We start from the raw sequence: 20433 nt of genomic DNA, 5'->3' as shown, positions 1-20433 counted from the left end.
TGGAACCTTGAAGATATAGGCTTATTTAAGTCAAATTAAGTTAGGAGAGTCGATTGGCGTTAATTAATGGCTTTCACCTGAAGAATATTAGAGGTGATGTATTAGGTGGTTTAACCGCAGCAGTTGTGGCCTTGCCACTAGCTCTAGCGTTTGGTAACGCGGCGTTAGGACCAGGAGGCGCTATTTATGGACTATATGGAGCAGTAGTCGTTGGTTTCCTCGCAGCTTTATTTGGAGGGACTCCTGCTCAAGTAAGTGGTCCCACGGGACCTATGAGCGTGACAGTCGCAGGAGTAGTGGCCAGCTTGGCAGCTGTAGGGGTACCGAGAGATTTATCTGCTGGCGAAATTCTCCCTTTAGTAATGGCTGCAGTAGTCATTGGAGGGTTATTTCAGATTTTATTTGGACTATTAAGACTTGGTAAATACATAACACTTGTTCCATATTCTGTCGTTTCAGGTTTTATGTCTGGAATTGGGGTGATCATAATTACCCTTCAAATTGGTCCTTTATTGGGAATATCAACTCGTGGGGGAGTCTTAGAGTCTCTTTCGACTTTAGTTAAAAATTTCGAACCTAATGGGGCTGCAATATCGGTTGCAGTTATGACTCTTGCAATAGTTTTCTTAACTCCTCGCAAGATAAGTCAATGGGTACCTTCCCCGCTTTTAGCATTGTTAATAGTAACTCCGTTATCCATTCTTCTCTTTGGCGATAGTTCTATCGATCGAATAGGTGCAATCCCAGAGGGTGGCCTCTCTCTAAGTCTGCCTGATCCAAGCTTTGATAATTTCTTCCCTATAATTCTTAAAGCCGGACTAGTTCTTGCTGTTCTTGGTGCTATTGATTCACTTCTTACATCTCTAGTAGCAGATAATATTTCTCAAACAAGACATAACTCTGATCGAGAACTAATTGGACAAGGTATAGGAAATGCTGTTGCTGGTATTTTCACAGGTTTGCCTGGTGCAGGTGCAACTATGAGGACAGTAATAAATGTCAAATCTGGTGGATCCACACCAATCTCAGGAATGGTTCATTCCATTGTTTTGCTACTAGTACTTGTTGGGGCAGGTCCACTTGCTGCTCAAATACCTACAGCACTTCTCGCTGGAATTTTAATCAAAGTTGGTTTAGACATTATTGACTGGGGATTCCTATTGAGAGCGCATCGACTTTCTCTTAAGACAGCAAGTGTGATGTATGGAGTCCTTCTTATGACAGTCTTCTGGGACTTAATATGGGCCGTACTTGTTGGAGTCTTCATTGCAAATATGCTAACTATCGATTCAATTACTGAAACACAATTAGAAGGGATGGAAGCAGATAATCCAATTGATTCAGAAGCAAATAACAATGCTGCAAATGCTCAACTTCCCTCAGATGAAAAAGCACTTTTAGATCGCTGCGCAGGAGAAGTAATGCTATTCAGGCTAAAAGGACCACTTAGCTTTGGAGCAGCAAAAGGAATAACTGAGAGAATGATGCTAGTGAGAAATTATAAAGTGTTAATTCTTGATATCACCGATGTTCCAAGACTTGGAGTCACTGCAACACTTGCTATAGAGGATATGGTGCAAGAAGCCTTAAACAATTCAAGAAAAGCATATGTTGCCGGTGCTACTGGAAGAGTAAAAGATAGATTAGCCAAATTTGGAGTCGATGTGATTGGGACAAGAAAAGAAGCTCTTACAGCCGCAATTGACAACATCAATGATTGATGAAAAATATTTTTATCTAAATTGCATAACCTTAAAAACTAACAAGAAATGGGACATAATCTTTTCATCCAAAATGCCTTAAGTCCTCCAATACTTTTTTTCTTTTTAGGTGCAATTGCATACGCCCTAAAATCAGATTTTGAGATCCCTTCTCCGCTGCCAAAATTATTTTCTCTATACCTTCTTCTTGCAATAGGCTTCAAAGGAGGAATTGAACTTCAAAAAAGCGGCTTTAATTATCCAGTAATTCCTACTGTGATCGCTGCAATATTGATGTCTTTGTTAATCCCACTTATTTGCTTTGTAATACTGAGATTTAAATTTGATGTTTTTAATGCAGCAGCCATATCTGCAGCTTATGGATCAATCAGCGCAGTGACATTTATAACTGCTGAAAGCTTTCTCGAAAGTCAGAACATACCCTTTGATGGTTTTATGGTTGGTGCGTTAGCACTTATGGAGTCACCAGCAATAATTATTGGTCTTCTGTTAGTCAAATTTGGAGCACCCAAAGATAGGCCTATTAAAAAGAAAATGAAATGGGGATCAATTCTTCATGAATCGATGCTAAATGGTTCAGTCTATTTATTACTTGGAAGCTTATTAATAGGTTTTTTAACATCAGCAATTGATCCTTCTGACATTAAAAAGATGGAACCATTTACAGGCGATTTGTTCTATGGAGCAGAATGTTTTTTCCTTCTTGATATGGGAATTGTGGCAGCTCAACGCCTTGCTCGACTCAATAAAACTGGTGCATTTCTAATTATGTTTTCGATATTTATGCCAATATTAAATGCAGTCCTAGGATCAGTAGTAGCTAAATTCCTGAATTTAGACCCTGGCAATGCTCTTTTATTTGTAGTTTTATGTGCCAGTGCATCTTATTTAGCAGTGCCAACTGCAATGAGAATGACTGTTCCTGAAGCCAGGCCTGGTTATTACATTTCAACCACTCTTGGATTAACCTTTCCTTTTAACATAATTATTGGAATACCAGTATATATGGGCTTAGTAAACACAATGATTCCACAAATTGGATAGATCTCAAACATGAAAAGACTTGATTTGATTTTTAGTGAAAGAGAACTCGACGATGTTCTCTCAACTTTAGAAAAAGCAGAAGTACCAGGCTATACAGTTATGAAGCATGCAACTGGAAGAGGTCCCGAAAGAGTTGTTACTGAAGATATGGAATTTACTGGATTCGGGTCAAATGCTCATGTAATTATTTTTTGCGAGCAAGTTACAATAGATAAAATTAGAGAAGATATAAAATCCGTGTTGAGTTACTACGGAGGTGTGGCCTATGTTTCAGAAGCAACTCCACTTTAGAAAAATTGCTCAATTGTTTAAATTAAGCATGAACCCAATCAACACGAATTGATTTCCTGCTATTTAAATATCTATCAATTGCCATAGCAGCTATACATCCATCTGATGCGGCAACAACAGCTTGTTTAAAAGGTGTATTTCTGATGTCTCCAATAGCCCAAACACCTTCAACTGTTGTGGACATAAAGTCATCAACTAGTACACCTCCATCCTCCTTAAAAGCGACCTGATCTCCTAGAAAATCTGTAATAGGCTTTGATCCACTCATGTAAACAAAAACCCCCTCAAGAGCAATATCTTGATGATTATCAATTGATCTATTCTTTACTTTGATACCTGTGACACCAGAATCATTTCCTTCGATTTGCATCAACCTAGTTTTGCTCCAATGGTTCACATTTGGCTTTAATAAAAGTTCTTGTGCATGATGATCATCTGATTTGGGATCATTGGATGTAATCCAATGAACTTTGGAAGCAAATTTTGTAAGAACATTTGCTTCTTCGATTGCCTCTTTATTGATCCCAACAACCGCAACTTCACGATCTCTATAAAAAGCTCCATCACAAGTTGCGCAATAGCTAACGCCTCGACCGAGGTATTCTGCCTCACCTTTAAACGATGCAGGTCTTCCCATTGCACCACTTGCAACTACAAGTGCTTTTGCTTTAAAGGTTCCCTCAGGTGTATAAATAGTTTTCCAGTCACCAGTTGAATCAATACCAAAGACCTGCGCTCTTCGATAGTCAGCCCCATATTGAGTAGCTTGATCTCGCATCAGTTTTAATAAAGCCTCTCCACTCATTTCACTAGAGACGCCTGGGTAATTAGCAATTTGATGAGTTATTGCAAGAGCACCTACATCAGGATTCTTATCTAGAATTACTGTCTTTAAATCTGCTCGAGAGGTGTAAAGCGCACAACTGCAACCAGCAGGCCCACCACCAACTATTACTACATCAGTTTCAATGGTTTCCAATGGAAAATTCTCTTAGATAGGTTTTGATCTCTTTCGAGAAGAGAAAGGGATGTGTTGAATTCACTTGGATTAATAGATTAAACTTTAAACCCAAATCAAATCAAATGTTTGTTTAGTTCAACTCTAATGAAAATTATCTAAGTTTAGTCATAACAAACAAGCTTCTAAATAGATTTACTTAATCAAGAGCAAATCTGCCCTTAGCTAGTCTCAATCTAAAGAAATAAAAACGTAAGAATTTGCAAAAGGAAAGTAACGCCCTTTAATAAAAATTCTAAAGAACACAAAAAATACTAAATCTTCTAGAGTAGAAGTTGAGTAATTAGATTCTTGAGCGATTCAGAAATACTGCTTAAAGCAGCTATAAACCGAATAAAAGCTCGAATATCAGAGAAGCTGATAAATTCTGCTCAGGAATTTAGCGAGATTGCCGAAGAAATGCCTCAGAAATTTCAAGAAGAATGGTCTAGTTTCAAAAAAGAGGTTATCGAAGAGTCCAAGCGTTTAGAAAAAATGAAAGATTCAACAATGGAGAACAACTCCAATAAACAATCATCGAAAGAAGATCTCATTCAAACTCAAATTGACAATCTTAGGTCCAAGGTAATTCAAACCAACAAAAATATTGAGGAAAAAAGTTGATATTTTTAATTTGTCATTTCCAAAAGTTAAGAAGAGCCTTTAGAATTTGGAAAACATTATTAATTCTTTTTTTCTTTTTATGGTTTGATTCTAGAAAATGGACTTATTTGAAAGGTTACAACGATAAACGAAGAGAAAGACGACAGATTATTAGAGCTAAATGGCTCACAAAAGAATTAGTTTACTTAGGATCAGCTTTTATAAAATTAGGTCAACTTTTATCTGCCAGAGCTGATGTTATACCATCGGCATGGGTAAATGAGCTAACCTCTTTACAAGATAGAGTTCCACCTTTTGACTTTAAAAAAGTTGAAGAAATTTTATTATTTGAGCTTGGTGATTCATATAAAAAAATTATAAATATTGATTCAATTCCTATAGGTTCTGCCTCACTTGCTCAAGTTCATAAAGCTAAATTAATTAATGGTGAAAATGTAATTTTTAAAGTACAAAGGCCAGGAATAGAAAATTTTTTCAGACTTGATCTAGATGTTATGAATCAAGTAGCTGCAGTAGTTGAAAAAAATAAAAGTATTAGTCAGGGAAAAGACTGGACAGGTATTGCTAAAGAATGCAAGAGAGTATTAATTAGAGAATTAGATTTTAAAATTGAAGCTCAATATGCTGCACGATTTAAACAACAATTTATTGAAGACTCAGAAATATTAGTTCCAAGTGTGTTTTGGGATTTAAGTTCTAGTAAAGTTTTATGCCTTGAATATATGCCAGGTATTAAGATTAATGATATAAAAACTCTTAAGATTAACGGTATTGATACCTCATCAATAGCAAAGATTGGAGCAACGAGTTACTTGAAGCAATTAGTTAATTATGGCTTTTTTCATGCGGACCCACATCCCGGCAACTTAGCTGTTTCTAGTAGTGGTTCGCTTATTTACTATGACTTTGGAATGATGGGTTTTGTATCTGAGCGAATCAGAGGCAGACTTAATTCAATGATCAAAGCAGCGGCTCTTAGAGATGTTAGTGGACTAGTAAAAGAACTTCAAATTGCGGGATTGTTAGAGGCAGATATAGAAATAGGTCCAGTAAGAAGATTAATTAGAGTAATGTTAACCGAGGCTCTAACTCCTCCATTTAACTCAAAAATCATAGAAAAGCTATCGGGTGACATTTCAGAACTTGCTTATGGGAAACCCTTTAGAATACCAATCGAGTTGATTTTTGTTTTTAGAGCACTATCAACTTTTGAAGGAGTTGGAAGATATCTAGATCCTGAATTTAATTTAATAGCAATAGCAAAACCCTTCCTCCTCCCACTCATGACATCAAAAGATTCTGAACAAAATGACTTGCTAAACGAATTAGGCAGACAAGTTACTGAAATGGGAAGCAAAGCAGTTGGTTTACCAAAAAGGCTTGACGAAAATCTAGAGAGATTGGAACAAGGCGACTTGCAACTTCAAGTACGCATGGGTGAATCAGATAGACAATTAAGAAGAATGATTAATGCCCAACAAACATTAGGTAATTCTGTTCTACTGGGCTCACTTGCAATATCTTCAGCTTTATTAGCTTCAACTAATAAACCTTCTTTATTTTTTATACCAATAATTTTAGGATTCCCAATAGCTTTAAGTTGGATCAAATTACAATTTAAAATGAGAAGTGAAAGTCGTTTGGACAATTTCCAAGGGAGAAAAAAATTATAACTGAATTATTTACAATCAATCCTTAAAGGCTTCCTCTTGGTCCCAAGCCTATAAGTCCAGCATAAGTCGCTTGGCTTCCTAACTCATCTTCAATACGAAGCAATTGATTGTATTTCGCAACCCTCTCACTACGACTTAATGAACCTGTTTTTATTTGGCCAGATTTTGTAGCTACTGATAAATCAGCAATTGTTGTATCTTCAGTTTCTCCACTTCTATGACTGATAACAGATGTATAACTTGATCTTGATGCAAGCTCAATAGCTTCAAGTGTTTCTGTGAGAGAGCCAATTTGATTAACTTTAATTAGTATTGAATTTGCAATATTTTCATCAATCCCTCTCTGCAAACGACGAGTATTGGTAACAAATAAATCATCCCCTACTAATTGAACACTTTTACCAAGCTTTTTAGTTAACAAGCTCCAACCATCCCAATCATCTTCAGCTAATCCATCTTCAATAGAAACTATTGGATATGCATTAACTAAACCAGCTAATTCCCCGACCATTTGCTCACTTGAATAGGAATGGCCACCATAAGAATATTGTCCCCCCTCATAAAACTCCGTGCTAGCAACATCTAAAGCTAGAGAGATTTGCTCACCTGGTTTAAACCCAGCCTGCTCAATTGCTTGCATTAAAAGGTCACCAGCTGCTTTGTTACTCTCAAGATTTGGAGCAAATCCTCCTTCATCACCAACAGCAGTTGATAAACCTTTCTTACTCAATAAATCTTTAAGCGTATGAAATACCTCAGCTCCCATTCTTAAAGCTTCTCTGAAACTTTCAGCGCCATGTGGAACCAACATGAATTCTTGAAAATCTAAGTTGTTTGCTGCATGAGCACCTCCATTGATTACGTTCATTAGGGGAACGGGTAATAGAGATGACATGGGTCCACCTAAATACCTATATAGAGGCAACCCCAATCCATTAGCGGCTGCTCTTGCTGTAGCCATGCTGACAGCAAGAATTGAATTAGCACCAAGATTTGATTTGTTGTCTGTATCGTCAAGTTGTTTCATTACCGAGTCAACTGTGGCCTGATCTAATGCAGACAAGCCACATAGGGCTGGAGCAATATTTTCTTCTATGTGACCAACAGCCTTGATAACTCCTTTACCCTTATAACGTTTTCCGCCGTCTCTTAATTCATGGGCCTCATGTGCTCCCGTACTAGCACCACTTGGGACAATTGAACGGCCAATAGCTCCACCCTCTAAAAGCACCTCAGCCTCTACTGTTGGATTACCACGGGAGTCCAACACTTCTCGGGCCATAATGGTATCAATTACTAGTTCTAGAGAGTCAGCCACGAATTTAAGATGATTTTTAGATCTTATGAACTACATTATTCCTATATGTTCCTTAATTGTTAATCTAGCTTGCTTTCCAAGACCTAATCAATCGAATTTGTCTTAATAAAATACACATATTGCTTAAAACATCTCAACCTAAATGCAGTCGGCACATGACCTCTTTGAATCAAAATTCAACGAAAATGAATGGAAGTCTCACTACAGAACCAGATTCTTTTAGCGATGAAGCTTGGAATCTCCTATTAATAGCTGAACAATCAGCCCGGAGATGGCGACATCAAAATTTAGATGTTGAACATCTTATTGAAGTTCTTTTTAGAAATAAAAAATTCCAAAAATATACAAATCCCTTACCAATCAACCATGATGAAATAAGTGAAATTCTAGAAAACTTTCTCGCTGAACTGCCAATTAATAATCAAACAGATTTATTTGTTGGTGAAGATTTAGAAAATCTACTTGAAACTGCTGATGATTTCCGATCTCGATGGGGATCAAATCAAATCGAAATATCTCATATTCTTATCGCAATTGGTAGAGATAATCGCTTAGGAGAAGATCTTTTTTATCAAGCTGGTCTACCTAGCGAAATTCTTGAAGCGGAATTGCGACGACTACCAGCGCCTAAGTCATTTCAACAACCAAAAAGAAATTTGTTTAAGCAAATAGAGGAAAAACCAAAAAAAGATTCAAAACCTTATAGATCAACTGAAACCACTTCAAATGATTTAGCCTCCGAACCTCAAAGACCACTTAGCAAAGAAGATATCAAGTCAAAACAAGAACCTCTAAGCCTGAGTGAAATGCCAAGTGCATTAGATTTATACTGTAAAGACCTTACTGCTGAAGCTGAAGCAGGGAAATTAGACCCTGTGATTGGGAGGGAGTCTGAAATAAAAGCAATTATAAAAGTTTTATCTCGACGAGGAAAAAACAATCCAGTCCTAATTGGAGCTCCAGGTGTTGGAAAAACAGCAGTTGCAGAATTATTGGCACAAAAAATTATAGATAACGAACTTCCAGAGTCTCTTCAAGGTTTCAAACTAATTTCACTTGATATCGGAGCATTAATAGCAGGAACAAAATTTCGAGGTCAATTTGAAGAACGATTTAGATCATTACTAAGTGAAATCAGTAATAATGAAAAAGGAGTCATCTTGTTTATAGACGAATTACATACAATTGTAAGCAAAGAAAGATCCAATACTGATGCTGGTAGTCTATTAAAACCATTATTAGCTAATGGAGATTTACGTTGTATTGGAGCAACGACTCCTGAAAATTATAGACGTACAATCGAGAAAGATCTAGCACTAGATAGACGATTTCAGCAAGTATTAATTAAAGAGCCTAGTTTAGACCTAAGTCTTGAAATTTTAAAAGGGCTGAAGGAAAACTATGAGTTCCATCACCGAGTAACTATTACTGACCAAGCACTAATTACAGCTATTCGTCTGGCACATAGATATATAAGTGATAGATGTCTCCCAGATAAAGCAATTGACTTAATCGACGAGGCATCAGCTCAAGTAAAACTTGAATCCACATCAAAGCCGAAAATCATCGAAGATAAAGAATCTCAGATTAATCATTTAGATTCGTTAATCTTAAATGCAAATCAAGAAAGATCATTTGAGAATATAAATAAATTAGAAGAAGAGAAAAACTTTCTAGTAGTTGAAATCGATAACATCAAGCAAAAATGGCAAGATCAACTTGATAAATCAGATGAATTACAAGAATTAAAACTAAGATATGAAGAGTTAGCAAATTTAATAACGGAAGCTGAAATATCTGGAAATCTTGAAGAAAAAGAAAGACTTAAATATAACCAATTTTATCAAATAAAAGAAAGGATCAAAGAAATTGAAGTTTCTATTAAAGAGGACAATGTAGATGGTAATTCCTTAATAAAAGACCAAGTTGATCCAGATGACATTGCAGATGTTGTCTCAAGATGGACAGGTATACCTGTTAGCAAAGTTTTATCAGGTGAAAGACAAAAGCTCTTAAATTTGGAACAAGACTTAGAGAAAAAAGTTATTGGTCAATTAAATGCTGTTCAAGCAGTTGCAGCCTCAATTCGTCGAGCAAGAGCTGGAATGCAAGACATAAGAAGACCTATAGGGTCCTTTCTTTTCCTTGGCCCTACAGGTGTTGGAAAAACGGAACTTGCTAAATCATTAGCAAATTCTTTATTTGATGAAGAGGACGCTTTGTTAAGACTTGATATGAGTGAATACATGGAGAGAAATGCTGTTTCAAGACTTTTAGGTGCGCCTCCTGGGTATGTGGGATACGAAGAGGGTGGTCAATTAACTGAAGCAATACGAAAAAGGCCTTATGCAGTGTTGCTACTTGATGAAATTGAAAAAGCTCATCCAGAAGTATTCAATATTCTTTTACAGGTATTAGATGATGGACGACTCACTGATTCTCAAGGTCGAACAGTAGATTTTAGAAATACAGTAATTGTTATGACAAGTAATCTTGCCAGTAAAGCAATTTTAAATAATTCACTTCAAGTGCAAAACGAGAATTCAAATAAAAATATGCTTGCACAAGAATTAGATCAACAAATCAACGAAGCTCTATCAAAATATTTTCGACCAGAATTTTTGAACCGCATTGATGAAGTAATAAGATTTAAGCCACTCAAACCCGAGAATTTAGAACAAATAGTTCGACTTCAACTTGATGAATTGAAGAAGCTTTTAAAACAACAAGGGTTAGCTCTTTATGTTGATGATGCCACTATTAAAACTCTTGCTGAAGAAGGTTATGAACCTGAATATGGAGCCAGGCCTCTTAGAAGAGTTATCAGAAGAAGGTTAGAAAACCCGTTGGCGACACAAATATTAGAAGAAGCATTTGAGGGTGCAAAATCAATAAGGGTTGCGACCAAGCGTGATGAATCTAATAAACTTCTTTTTTTAATAGATAACTAATCGATCAAACATAAGTTAGTGTAGGTTTATAGCCATTCTTTTAAAAGTACTTTCCCTTCTAGTCTTCCCAAAGTGACAAGTCCAACTTCTAAAGAGGATCAAGATAAGGTAATTCCTGCAAAAAAGGAAAAACCAGCCTTAAAAAAAAGTTTTTTATCCTCTACAATTGATGAAATGAAACTTGTTGTATGGCCATCACGCCAACAGCTTTTTAGTGAATCTGTTGCTGTGATTTTAATGGTCACTTTATCGGCAGTATCAATTGCGGCTGTGTCCCGTTTTTATGGATGGGCTTCTACTCAGATATTCCGCTGAGTTGAATAATCAAAATTTTTAAACCACTCACATTTTTTTCCAGTGTCTGAGACTGAAACCACCCCAAATAAAGATTCTAAAATAATTGATAGATCAGAAACAAATCAGGATGATCAATCATTTTTTTCAAATCAAACAATAAAGACAAATATTGCACGTTGGTATGCTATTCAAGTTGCATCAAGTTGCGAAAAAAAAGTAAAAGCAACACTTGAACAAAGAGCCATCACTCTTGGTGTTAATGACAGAATTATAGAAATAGAAATCCCTCAAACACCAGCAGTAAAGCTAAAAAAAGATGGCAGCAGGCAGACCACGGAAGAAAAAGTTTTTCCTGGATACGTTCTAGTTCGCATGGTGTTAGATGAAGACACAATGATGGCTGTAAGAAGTACTCCAAATGTTATTAATTTTGTTGGCGCAGAAGATCGAAGAGCGACTGGTAAAGCCCGAGGTCACATAAAACCTCGTCCCTTAAGCAGACAAGAGGTAAATAGAATTTTCAAACGTGCAGCTGAAAAGAAAACTGTTGTGAAATTAGATGTAGAAGAAGGAGATCAGATTGTTGTGACTTCAGGTCCTTTTAAAGATTTCCAAGGAGAAGTAATTGAAGTTTCAGGAGAAAGAAACAAACTTAAAGCTCTTTTATCAATTTTTGGTAGAGAAACTCCTGTCGAACTTGAATTTTCTCAAATAACCAAACAAAATTGATTTTTTAAATTCCTTTTGCTGTCTGGTCAGTCTAGGAGTTAAGTTTATTAGATAATTTAATCTGACTTGTTTCGGATTTTCCGCATTAGTTCAATTTTTAGCCGATGGCAAAGAAAGTAGTAGCCCTGATCAAGTTAGCCTTACAGGCTGGTAAAGCTAATCCAGCTCCTCCTGTAGGCCCTGCCCTTGGTCAACACGGGGTTAACATAATGGCGTTTTGTAAGGAATACAATTCGCGTACACAGGACAAAGCTGGTTTTGTAATACCTGTAGAAATTTCAGTTTTTGAAGACAGAAGTTTTACTTTCATAACAAAAACCCCTCCTGCTTCTGTTTTGATAACTAAAGCAGCAGGCATTGCAAAAGGTTCTGGAGAGTCAGCGAAAGGAGATGCTGGTTCCATAAGTAAAAGTCAACTGGAAGAAATTGCTAAAACAAAACTTCCAGATCTCAATTGCACTAGCATCGAATCAGCGATGAAAGTTATTGAGGGGACTGCCAAAAACATGGGAGTTTCCATAAAGGACTAATCAGATCGTAAAATTATTTAAGTTCTCTTATCTGGGGGAGACCAAAAGTCGAATGCACCCCAATTTATTATGAAAAATTTTTCTAAAAGGATGACGACGTTACTTTCCAAAGTGGAAGAGCGGTCATATTCTCCAATTGAAGCGATAAAGCTAGTAAAAGAAAATGCTAATGCAAAATTCGATGAGACTATTGAAGCTCATATAAGACTAGGTATTGACCCAAAATATACTGATCAACAACTGCGGACAACAGTTGCTTTGCCAAATGGTACTGGACAAAAAGTTCGCATAGCAGTAGTCACCCGTGGTGAAAAAGTATCTGAGGCAACTAAAGCAGGCGCTGATCTAGCTGGAGAAGAAGATTTAGTTGATTCAATCAATAAAGGAGAAATGAACTTTGACCTTCTAATTTCAACTCCAGATATGATGCCTAAGGTGGCAAAACTAGGAAGAGTTCTTGGTCCCAGAGGACTAATGCCTAATCCAAAAGCAGGAACAGTTACTACCGATCTGGCAGGAGCTATAAAAGAATTTAAAGCAGGAAAACTTGAATTCAGAGCAGATAAAGCAGGAATTGTTCATGTTCGATTTGGTAAAGCAAGTTTTTCTGAAGATGCACTACTTGAAAATCTTAAAGTTTTGCAGGGAACCATAGAGAAAAATAAACCTAGTGGAGCAAAGGGTAAATTCTGGAGAAGCTTCTTCATTACATCAACTATGGGTCCATCAGTAGAACTAGATATCAACGAATTACAAGACTTACAGAAAGAAAAGTGACCCCCTTGTTGTAAATTAGTTAGGTGGCATAGCCACAGGGCATGCGCCCAGCCAAAGACAGCAGGTATGAGCTATTCAGCATTTGTTTAATAGCATCTATAAAACCCGCCGAGGTATACGCAAGATTTTTTTCTTTTTGGATTGAATCGTTAGCGGCCTCGATTCCTAATGGAACATGGCCGCATGTCCAGTTCTTCCCCCGATTCGATCCAATTATTATGGGCCGCACGCTGGAAAGCAAAAAACAGATCGTCGAAAAATTAGAGGATCTACTAGATAACTCCGAAATGGCTCTAGTTCTTGATTACAAGGGCTTATCCACAAAAGAGATGTCTGACTTGCGCTCAAGATTGCAAGAAAGCCAAGGCGTTTGCAAGGTCACTAAAAATACCTTGATGCGTCACGCCATAAAAGGAAAAGATTCCTGGAGTGGTTTGGATTCATTGCTAACTGGAACTAACGCCTTTGTTTTAATCAAGGGAGATGTTGGTAGTGCTGTTAAAGCTGTTCAAGCATTTCAAAAGGAAACTCAAAAATCTGAGACAAAGGGAGGTCTTTTCGAAGGCAAACTTTTATCCCAAGAAGAAATCAAAGCGATTGCAAAACTTCCTAGCAAGGAAGCACTTATGGCACAAATTGCTGGTGCAATGAATTCCATAACAAGCAAAATTGCTATTGGTATTAATGAGGTTCCCTCTGGACTTGCAAGATCTCTTAAACAACACTCTGAGAGTGGCGAGAGCTGATCTGTCTTATTTAACTATTTGTTTTCTACTTATTTAGTTGCTGATTTAAACCATGTCTGCAAAAACCGATGAAATTTTAGATTCATTAAAAAGCCTCTCATTGCTTGAAGCTTCAGAGCTTGTAAAGCAAATAGAAGAAGCTTTTGGTGTCTCTGCTGCCGCATCTGCTGGCGTTGTCATGGCAGCTCCAGGAGCTGCTGGTGGTGGCGATGGTGCTGATGCTGCCGAAGAAAAAACTGAATTTGAAGTTGTTTTAGAAAGCTTTGACGCTTCATCTAAAATTAAAGTCCTTAAAGAGGTTCGCAATGCCACAGGTTTAGGCCTTGGCGAGGCAAAAGCCCTAGTTGAGGCTGCTCCAAAAACAATAAAAGAAGGAGCTACCAAAGAAGATGCTGAAGCTTTAAAGAAAGCAATTGAGGCTGTTGGTGGAAAAGTAACTTTAAAATAAATAATTTTAAATTACTGGAAAAACACCTTTTATCTGCTTATATGAAATCGGTCTAAATAGACCGATTTTTTTATGTCTAAAAAAGAAAAATTTGCTATCGCAGCAGCAACTGATGGAGCATGTAGCGGTAATCCTGGTCCAGGTGGCTGGGGAGCATTAATTAGATTCGAAGATGGGAGTGAAATTGAATTTGGAGGTTACGATCCCGAGACAACAAATAATCGTATGGAATTAAAAGCCGCATTATTTGTTCTAGAAAAATTAAAAAAGATACAATTTCATCCTTCTTTAACTATTAAAACTGATAGCAAATACCTAATTGATGGAATGGAAAAATGGATGCCAAATTGGAAAAAGAAAGGCTGGAAAACTTCATCTGGAAAAACAGTTCTCAATCAAGATTTATGGAAAGCTCTTGACCAACCTGAACTGCCAAAAATCAAATTTGAATATGTCAAAGGGCATAGTGGTGAAAAGGATAATGATAGAGTTGATGCTATTGCAGTAGCTTTTTCTAAAGGTCGAAAAATACAATTAAAAGATTTTGTTAAAAAATAAAAAAACCGACTTATACAATATTCTCCTTGGTCAGCTTCTTTCTCAAGATGATGGGATTGATGCCGAAATACTTTCTAATTCGGCCCTGAATGCAATCAAATATGCATCATTAAATAGAAATATGCCAATTATTTCTAATATCCTTTCAAGAGCATCAAGTGATTTTCAAAGAAATAACACAACCTTAAATCAAACTATTTTTGGTTCTAACTTTAAAAATCCTTTAGGACTGGCTGCTGGATTTGACAAAAATGGAGTAGGGGCTGGACTTTGGAGTTATTTTGGATTTGGCTTCGCTGAATTAGGAACTATCACTTGGCATGCACAGCAAGGCAATCCAAAACCCAGACTTTTTAGAATTGCCAAAGAGAAAGCAGCCTTAAATCGAATGGGCTTTAATAATGAAGGAGCAGAGAAATTTTTAAAAACTATAGAAAAACAAAAAATTGATACCCCAGGGAATAGACCTTGTGTCTTAGGAATAAATTTAGGAAAATCAAAAATCACGCCTCTCGATGAAGCTCCTAAAGACTATGCTTTGTCACTTGAATTATTAGCTCCTCTATCAGACTATGCAGTAATCAATGTTAGTTCGCCCAATACCCCTGGCCTGCGTTCATTACAAGGAACAAAACAAATAACAAAGTTAGCAAGAACACTTAAAGACATATCCAATTGCCCTCCTTTACTTATCAAAATTGCCCCAGATCTTTCAAATGAAGCGATTGATGAAATCGCAAAAGTTTCTAAAGACAACGGAATAGATGGCATCATTGCAATAAATACCAGTTTAGATCGATTTGATTTAAAAAACCTGAAAATTAAAACTGGAAATACTTTGGAGCAAGAGAGTGGGGGATTAAGTGGACTACCCCTACAAAAAAGAGGAATGGAAGTGATTAGTAGACTACGAAGAAGTACTAATAATGATTTACCTTTAATAGGGGTAGGTGGGATAAATTCAGCAAGATCAGCATGGGAAAGAATTGCGGCTGGAGCTTCTCTGATTCAAATTTATACTGGTTGGATATTTGAGGGCCCAACTTTAGTACCCGATATTTTAGATGGATTAACCTCACAAATGAAGAAACACGGATTCAGAAACATTAAAGAGGTAATCGGTTCAAAAGAACCATGGAAATAAAATATAAGAGAGCATCAATCAATGATCATATTTTAAGCTTTATAATATTGTCTTAAATCTAATGAAAATAGATTTTGATATTCATGGAGGTAATGTAGATAAAGTAGCAAGAGAATTAGGCCTAAATTCAAAAACTATAATTGATGCAAGTGCATCAATTGCTCCATTTAAATTACCTAAAAAATTAACTAACTATTTAAATCAAAGTATAAAAAATGGTTTTTTAAAATTTTATCCCGATAGAAGTTATTTTGAAGTCAAAAATGCTATTTCAACATGGCATAATATTGACCCAGAAATGATTTTACCTGGTAATGGAGCCTCTGAATTATTCACTTGGGCAGCCAGAGAGGCAAGTTTAAAAGGAATAAGTTCTCTACCCTCTCCTGGTTTTGGTGACTATAAAAGAGCTTTAAAATGTTGGAATGCTCCTTATATCGAAAGTCCATTACCGTTATATTGGAGTGATAAAAAGCCTCAATCATTTCCAATCAAACCCAAAACAAATGTCTTATGGATAACCAATCCTCACAATCCGACAGGACAATTATGGAGTCGTTCTTCAATAGAAAATTTATTAGCTAATTATCAACTTGTAATTTGCGATGAAGCATTTATTTCTATTGTACCCGGAGGTGAAAATCAATCTATTATTGATTTAACTAAAAGCCATAAGAACCTAATTGTGATAAGGAGTTTAACTAAGCTTTTTGGCATTGCTGGATTAAGAATTGGATATGCAATAACTAACGCAGATAGATTATTAGAATGGTGTAAGGTAAGAGATCCATGGCCAGTCAATATTCTAGCAATTAATGCAACTAATATGATAATGAAAGATTCAAAAATACATAAAAAAAGATTAAATAAAATACATAGATGGGTTGAAGAAGAAGGAAATTGGTTAAATCAAAGTCTGCTGAAGTTTTCTTCTCTGAGCCCTCTCCCATCAACTACAAATTTTCAATTAATAAAAAGTAAAAATTCCGTTCTAAGTCTTCTTAAGAATTTGAAAAAGAGAGGTATATTATTAAGAGACTGCAGGTCTTTTAATAACTTAGGAGAAAATTGGTTCAGAATAAGTCTTCAGAAAAGAAAGCAAAATATTCAAATAATTAACACATTAAAAGACTATATTAACTAATTGATTTAATTATTTCTATTATCTTCTCTTCTGGTTTTAAAAAATTATTTTTATTCATATTGAATTTCATTTCTGCGAGAGAATTTGAATCTAATAAGTTAGATATTGTATTCCTCAATATATGTTCTTCTGGATTATGCTGGTGAACTATTACAGCGCCTCCCAATTGAGCCATATAAGCAGCATTTAGCTCTTGGTGTTGATCAGCAGATTGAGGGAAAGGTATTAAAACCGAAGGTGTCTTAGTAATAATTAGCTCACAAATGGCACCAGCCCCTGCTCTACTTATTGCAAGATCAGCATTACTCAATAAGGCCGGCATTTCATCGCTGAAGTTTCTGAAAACAAAATTAGTGTGAGCTTTGATGTTCCCTAAATTTCTATAAAAACAATCGTTTTTACCAGTTAGATGAACGATCCGACAACCTTTTTCAAGTAACCATGGTAATAGACTCCTAACCATGCCATTCAATTTTTTTGCGCCTTGACTACCACCCATAACCACAATCAAGACTCCTTCACCTTTGGGGACCCAACTAGGAAGAGGCTGGTCTAAAAAAAATTCTGACCTTACAGGTGTTCCAGTAAAACTAGTTTTACACCCAGCCAAATAATCAGCTGTTGTTGGTATCCCTAGCGCTAAATGATCACAAAATCTACCTAATAACCTAGTTACCTTACCAGGAATCGCATTAGATTCATGCAATAAAATCGGGGTTCCAGTTAATTTTGCACCAAGAATACTAGGAGCTGATATATATCCACCAGTGGTAAAAATAACATTAATTTTTTTTTGACGTAATAAGATAGCAACCTGAATCGAAGCAAAAAGCAATTTGAAAAATTCAACAAGTTTTCTAAAAATACTTCCTTGCAATCCTCCAACTTGTAGTGTTATTAATTGATATTTTTTCGGAACTAGTTCAATCTCTAGTCTGTTAGGAACACCTAGCCAAACAATTTCCCAAGAGTTTGAAATTGATTCAGCCAAAGACAATGCAGGGTAAATATGCCCACCAGTTCCACTTGCAGCAATTAAGAGGCGAGGCATAAATGAAACAAACTTATGCGTGGAGGCTAAGTTATATTGAGTAAAAAAGGTAGACGTGCGACATTCTCTGATAGTCAAATTAATAAGTTTTTTATTGCTATGTCCTCTATCAATCAATTCTGCTTTAAGCGCTAATATGAATAATCAGAAGTTAGGTAATAAATTAGAGGAAATTCTCAACCAAAAAAAATATAATTTACTAAAAACCTTTTTTCTAAAAAATTCATTCTTAGATTTTGAAAACCATTATCTAGAATATAGAAAAGACTATAAAGATTCTAAATGGAAAATTACAACAATAAGTAATCATCCAAACAAAATATATTTAAATATACAAATTAAATCTAAAAGAGATATCGGCAACCAAATTTATAACCTTCATTCAAAACAGACTGTTAAAATAGAAACTTTTAAAAATAAAATAAAAAGTTATAAAGTTATCAATGAAGAATCAATTCTTAATACTGAAGGTTCCCCATTAATTGTAAAAATAATTGCTCCAAATGAAGTTCAAACTGGCGAAAGATATGAAGTTAATTTAATTGTTGAAAAACCTTTAGATAATTCTTTAATTGCAAGTGGAATGGTAGTCCTAAAAAATAGAGAGGATCTAAAAATTTCAAAAGAGAAATTTGGTATTAAACCAAATCTTTCAGGTGGTTTATTTAAGTATGTACAAGCACCTTTAATACCTGGTTTTCAAACTATTTCAGCAATCATTACTCATCCAAAAGGTATATATTCACTTACAAAGACAATTAAAGTAGGTTTATAAAATCTACTTTAATTGTTAAAAAGCTAAGTTTGAGATTATCAAGCATCATCTAAAGCTAATACTCCAGGAAGAGCTTTCCCTTCCAAAAGCTCTAGGCTAGCTCCACCACCAGTGGAAATATGAGACATATTTTTAGCTAAACCTGCTTTTTCCACTGCTGCTACTGAGTCTCCACCTCCAATAATTGTGCAACATCCTTCTGCACTTAATTCAGCCAAAGTATTTGCTATAGCATTTGTACCCGTAGCAAATTTCTCAAATTCAAAGACACCCATCGGTCCATTCCAAATAACAGTTTTGCAACTTTTTAAAGCACTTTGAAAAAGCTCAACAGATTCTGAACCAATATCTAATCCCATCCAACCTTCGCTAATAGCATCTACTTTCGAAACTTTACTATTTGCATCAGGAGAAAATTTGTCAGCCAAAACAACATCGCTTGGCAAGAGGAACTCAACCCCTTTAGCTTTCGCTTTTGCTTCCAAAGAACTAGCAAGTTCAAGCTTATCTTCCTCAACAAGACTATTACCTACAGATAATCCTCTGGCTTTATAAAAAGTAAAAATCATACCTCCCCCAACAATTATTTTATCGCATTTATCAATTAAAGATTCCAAAACACCTATTTTACTACTAACCTTTGAACCTCCAACTATTGCAGCCAAGGGCCTTTTAGGTTGATCTATAGCTCCTTGAAGGTACTTCAATTCTTTTTCCATCAAATAGCCAGCTACACAAGGACTCAAGAACTTTGTAACTCCCTCAGTTGAGGCATGAGCACGATGGGCAGCACCAAAAGCATCATTTACATAAACTTCAGCCAAAGAAGCTAATCCCTTTGCAAACTCTGGATCGTTTTTTTCTTCGCCAGAAATAAATCGAACATTTTCTAAAAGAACAACATCACCATTGGACATAGCCTCTACTTTTGACTTTGCATCCTCTCCAATACAACTTTCTGTTTTTACAACTGTTTTACCAAGCAATTCACTAAGTCTTTGCGCAACAGCAGTTAAACGCATTTTTTCATTGACCTCTCCTTTTGGTCTCCCAAAATGTGCTGAAAGGATAACTCTTGAACTCTTCTCAAGAAGGTCATTAATGGTGGGTAAAGCAGCACGAATTCTTGTGTCATCAGTTATTTGACCGTCATCTCCTAATGGGACATTAAAATCAACTCTCACCAAAACACGTTTGCCGCATAAGTCTTCAGCGCCGAGACTTGACAGGGAACGCTTAGACATAATGGATGGGGTTCAGAATGGAAACTGAGTGACCATAGCTCTTGGCAGGCACTAATTGGGTAATTACTAAGACACAGAAAAAATCTACCTAACCCTTACATAACTTAAAAAAGGCATTTTGGAAATTATTTCTCAAAATTTAGAATAATTATATTCCTCTAAAACGACTGCAGTCACAAGCTAAAAAAAACTTGGAAAGCAGCTTTAGAAAACGAAAATGATGCCAAAATATAAATCGAAAAATAGTTTGCAAAAAGCAGTTTATCAACTATTGTAATCTAACTAATCAAAATTAATCACTAAGTTACTACTTAGATCAGAATGTTTTAAGTAATTAAAGTAATATTATCAATTTACTAAATCTTTTGAGA

The 20433-nt window shown here is 35.9% G+C and carries 20 protein-coding genes; 16 read left to right on the top strand and 4 right to left on the bottom strand.

Going from position 1 to position 20433, the window contains the following annotated elements; translation table 11 throughout:
• Positions 1-53 precede the first annotated feature (53 nt).
• From DNJ73_RS01400 to DNJ73_RS01390, 3 genes are read left to right on the top strand one after another with little or no spacing between them, the layout of a single operon-like run.
• Entirely contained in the window at positions 54-1721 is a 1668-nt protein-coding gene (locus DNJ73_RS01400) for a SulP family inorganic anion transporter (protein ID WP_158465933.1), read from the top strand.
• A gap of 48 nt (positions 1722-1769) precedes the next feature.
• Positions 1770-2765 (top strand): sodium-dependent bicarbonate transport family permease, encoded by a 996-nt coding sequence (locus tag DNJ73_RS01395; RefSeq protein WP_158465932.1) that lies wholly within the window; start codon positions 1770-1772, stop codon positions 2763-2765.
• A 9-nt stretch (positions 2766-2774) separates the two neighbouring features.
• Positions 2775-3056, top strand: coding sequence for a P-II family nitrogen regulator (locus DNJ73_RS01390; RefSeq protein ID WP_158465931.1), 282 nt, complete (start codon positions 2775-2777; stop codon positions 3054-3056).
• 22 nt (positions 3057-3078) lie between these two features.
• On the opposite strand, the gene DNJ73_RS01385 is transcribed toward DNJ73_RS01390, so the two are convergent.
• Positions 3079-4035 (bottom strand): NAD(P)/FAD-dependent oxidoreductase, encoded by a 957-nt coding sequence (locus tag DNJ73_RS01385; protein ID WP_158465930.1) that lies wholly within the window; start codon positions 4033-4035, stop codon positions 3079-3081.
• 330 nt (positions 4036-4365) lie between these two features.
• Between DNJ73_RS01385 and DNJ73_RS01380 the strand changes: the two genes are divergently transcribed.
• Positions 4366-4677 (top strand): hypothetical protein, encoded by a 312-nt coding sequence (locus DNJ73_RS01380; RefSeq protein ID WP_158465929.1) that lies wholly within the window; start codon positions 4366-4368, stop codon positions 4675-4677.
• Positions 4674-6350 (top strand): ABC1 kinase family protein, encoded by a 1677-nt coding sequence (locus tag DNJ73_RS01375; protein ID WP_158465928.1) that lies wholly within the window; start codon positions 4674-4676, stop codon positions 6348-6350. The genes DNJ73_RS01380 and DNJ73_RS01375 overlap by 4 nt, the downstream gene beginning before the upstream one ends.
• Before the next feature lie 22 nt (positions 6351-6372).
• Here the strand turns inward: DNJ73_RS01375 and eno are convergent, their stop codons facing one another.
• A complete protein-coding gene (eno, locus tag DNJ73_RS01370) occupies positions 6373-7668 on the bottom strand; it encodes a phosphopyruvate hydratase (protein WP_158465927.1) in 1296 nt (431 codons plus the stop codon).
• Between the two features lie 155 nt (positions 7669-7823).
• On the opposite strand from eno, the gene DNJ73_RS01365 reads away from it, so the two are divergent.
• The 10 genes from DNJ73_RS01365 to DNJ73_RS01320 all read left to right on the top strand — a co-directional run bounded on the left by DNJ73_RS01365 (position 7824) and on the right by DNJ73_RS01320 (position 16992).
• Positions 7824-10619 carry an ATP-dependent Clp protease ATP-binding subunit gene (locus DNJ73_RS01365; protein WP_158465926.1) on the top strand — a complete coding sequence of 932 codons (2796 nt, stop codon included), beginning with the start codon at positions 7824-7826 and terminating at the stop codon, positions 10617-10619.
• A 72-nt stretch (positions 10620-10691) separates the two neighbouring features.
• On the top strand, positions 10692-10934 hold the full coding sequence (gene secE / locus DNJ73_RS01360; RefSeq protein WP_158465925.1) for a preprotein translocase subunit SecE: 243 nt from the start codon (positions 10692-10694) through the stop codon (positions 10932-10934).
• Between the two features lie 84 nt (positions 10935-11018).
• Positions 11019-11645 carry a transcription termination/antitermination protein NusG gene (gene nusG, locus DNJ73_RS01355; protein ID WP_374027150.1) on the top strand — a complete coding sequence of 209 codons (627 nt, stop codon included), beginning with the start codon at positions 11019-11021 and terminating at the stop codon, positions 11643-11645.
• 104 nt (positions 11646-11749) lie between these two features.
• On the top strand, positions 11750-12175 hold the full coding sequence (gene rplK, locus DNJ73_RS01350; RefSeq protein ID WP_158465923.1) for a 50S ribosomal protein L11: 426 nt from the start codon (positions 11750-11752) through the stop codon (positions 12173-12175).
• 69 nt (positions 12176-12244) lie between these two features.
• Positions 12245-12952: a 50S ribosomal protein L1 gene (gene rplA / locus DNJ73_RS01345; protein WP_158465922.1), complete on the top strand. Its 708-nt coding sequence runs from the start codon at positions 12245-12247 to the stop codon at positions 12950-12952.
• A gap of 218 nt (positions 12953-13170) precedes the next feature.
• Positions 13171-13698 carry a 50S ribosomal protein L10 gene (gene rplJ, locus DNJ73_RS01340; RefSeq protein WP_158465960.1) on the top strand — a complete coding sequence of 176 codons (528 nt, stop codon included), beginning with the start codon at positions 13171-13173 and terminating at the stop codon, positions 13696-13698.
• Between the two features lie 52 nt (positions 13699-13750).
• Complete coding sequence (rplL, locus tag DNJ73_RS01335; protein WP_110859799.1) at positions 13751-14146, top strand: 50S ribosomal protein L7/L12; 396 nt, start codon at positions 13751-13753, stop codon at positions 14144-14146.
• Between the two features lie 72 nt (positions 14147-14218).
• Positions 14219-14704, top strand: a complete 486-nt coding sequence (locus DNJ73_RS01330) for a ribonuclease H (protein WP_158465921.1) — start codon at positions 14219-14221, stop codon at positions 14702-14704.
• Complete coding sequence (locus DNJ73_RS01325) at positions 14691-15848, top strand: quinone-dependent dihydroorotate dehydrogenase (RefSeq protein WP_158465920.1); 1158 nt, start codon at positions 14691-14693, stop codon at positions 15846-15848. Before DNJ73_RS01330 ends, DNJ73_RS01325 begins: the two co-directional genes overlap by 14 nt.
• A 61-nt stretch (positions 15849-15909) precedes the next feature.
• The gene (locus DNJ73_RS01320; protein WP_158465919.1) at positions 15910-16992 is read left to right on the top strand and encodes a pyridoxal phosphate-dependent aminotransferase; all 1083 of its coding nucleotides are present in this window, start codon (positions 15910-15912) and stop codon (positions 16990-16992) included.
• Here DNJ73_RS01320 and murG read toward each other — a convergent pair.
• On the bottom strand, positions 16985-18043 hold the full coding sequence (gene murG, locus DNJ73_RS01315; RefSeq protein ID WP_158465918.1) for an undecaprenyldiphospho-muramoylpentapeptide beta-N-acetylglucosaminyltransferase: 1059 nt from the start codon (positions 18041-18043) through the stop codon (positions 16985-16987). The two genes, DNJ73_RS01320 and murG, sit on opposite strands and share 8 nt — an antisense overlap.
• A gap of 136 nt (positions 18044-18179) precedes the next feature.
• Here murG and DNJ73_RS01310 point away from each other — a divergent pair, with 136 nt between their 5' ends.
• Positions 18180-18818, top strand: a complete 639-nt coding sequence (locus DNJ73_RS01310; RefSeq protein WP_257473275.1) for a hypothetical protein — start codon at positions 18180-18182, stop codon at positions 18816-18818.
• Between the two features lie 38 nt (positions 18819-18856).
• Here the strand turns inward: DNJ73_RS01310 and DNJ73_RS01305 are convergent, their stop codons facing one another.
• Positions 18857-20062, bottom strand: a complete 1206-nt coding sequence (locus DNJ73_RS01305; RefSeq protein ID WP_158465916.1) for a phosphoglycerate kinase — start codon at positions 20060-20062, stop codon at positions 18857-18859.
• Positions 20063-20433: the final 371 nt, after the last annotated feature.

It is taken from the genome of Prochlorococcus marinus XMU1408 (assembly GCF_003208055.1).
Classification (GTDB): Bacteria; Cyanobacteriota; Cyanobacteriia; order PCC-6307; family Cyanobiaceae; genus Prochlorococcus_B; species Prochlorococcus_B marinus_A.
The sequence above is the reverse complement of the archived record's forward strand: the minus strand, read 5'-3'. Positions and strand labels throughout refer to the sequence as shown.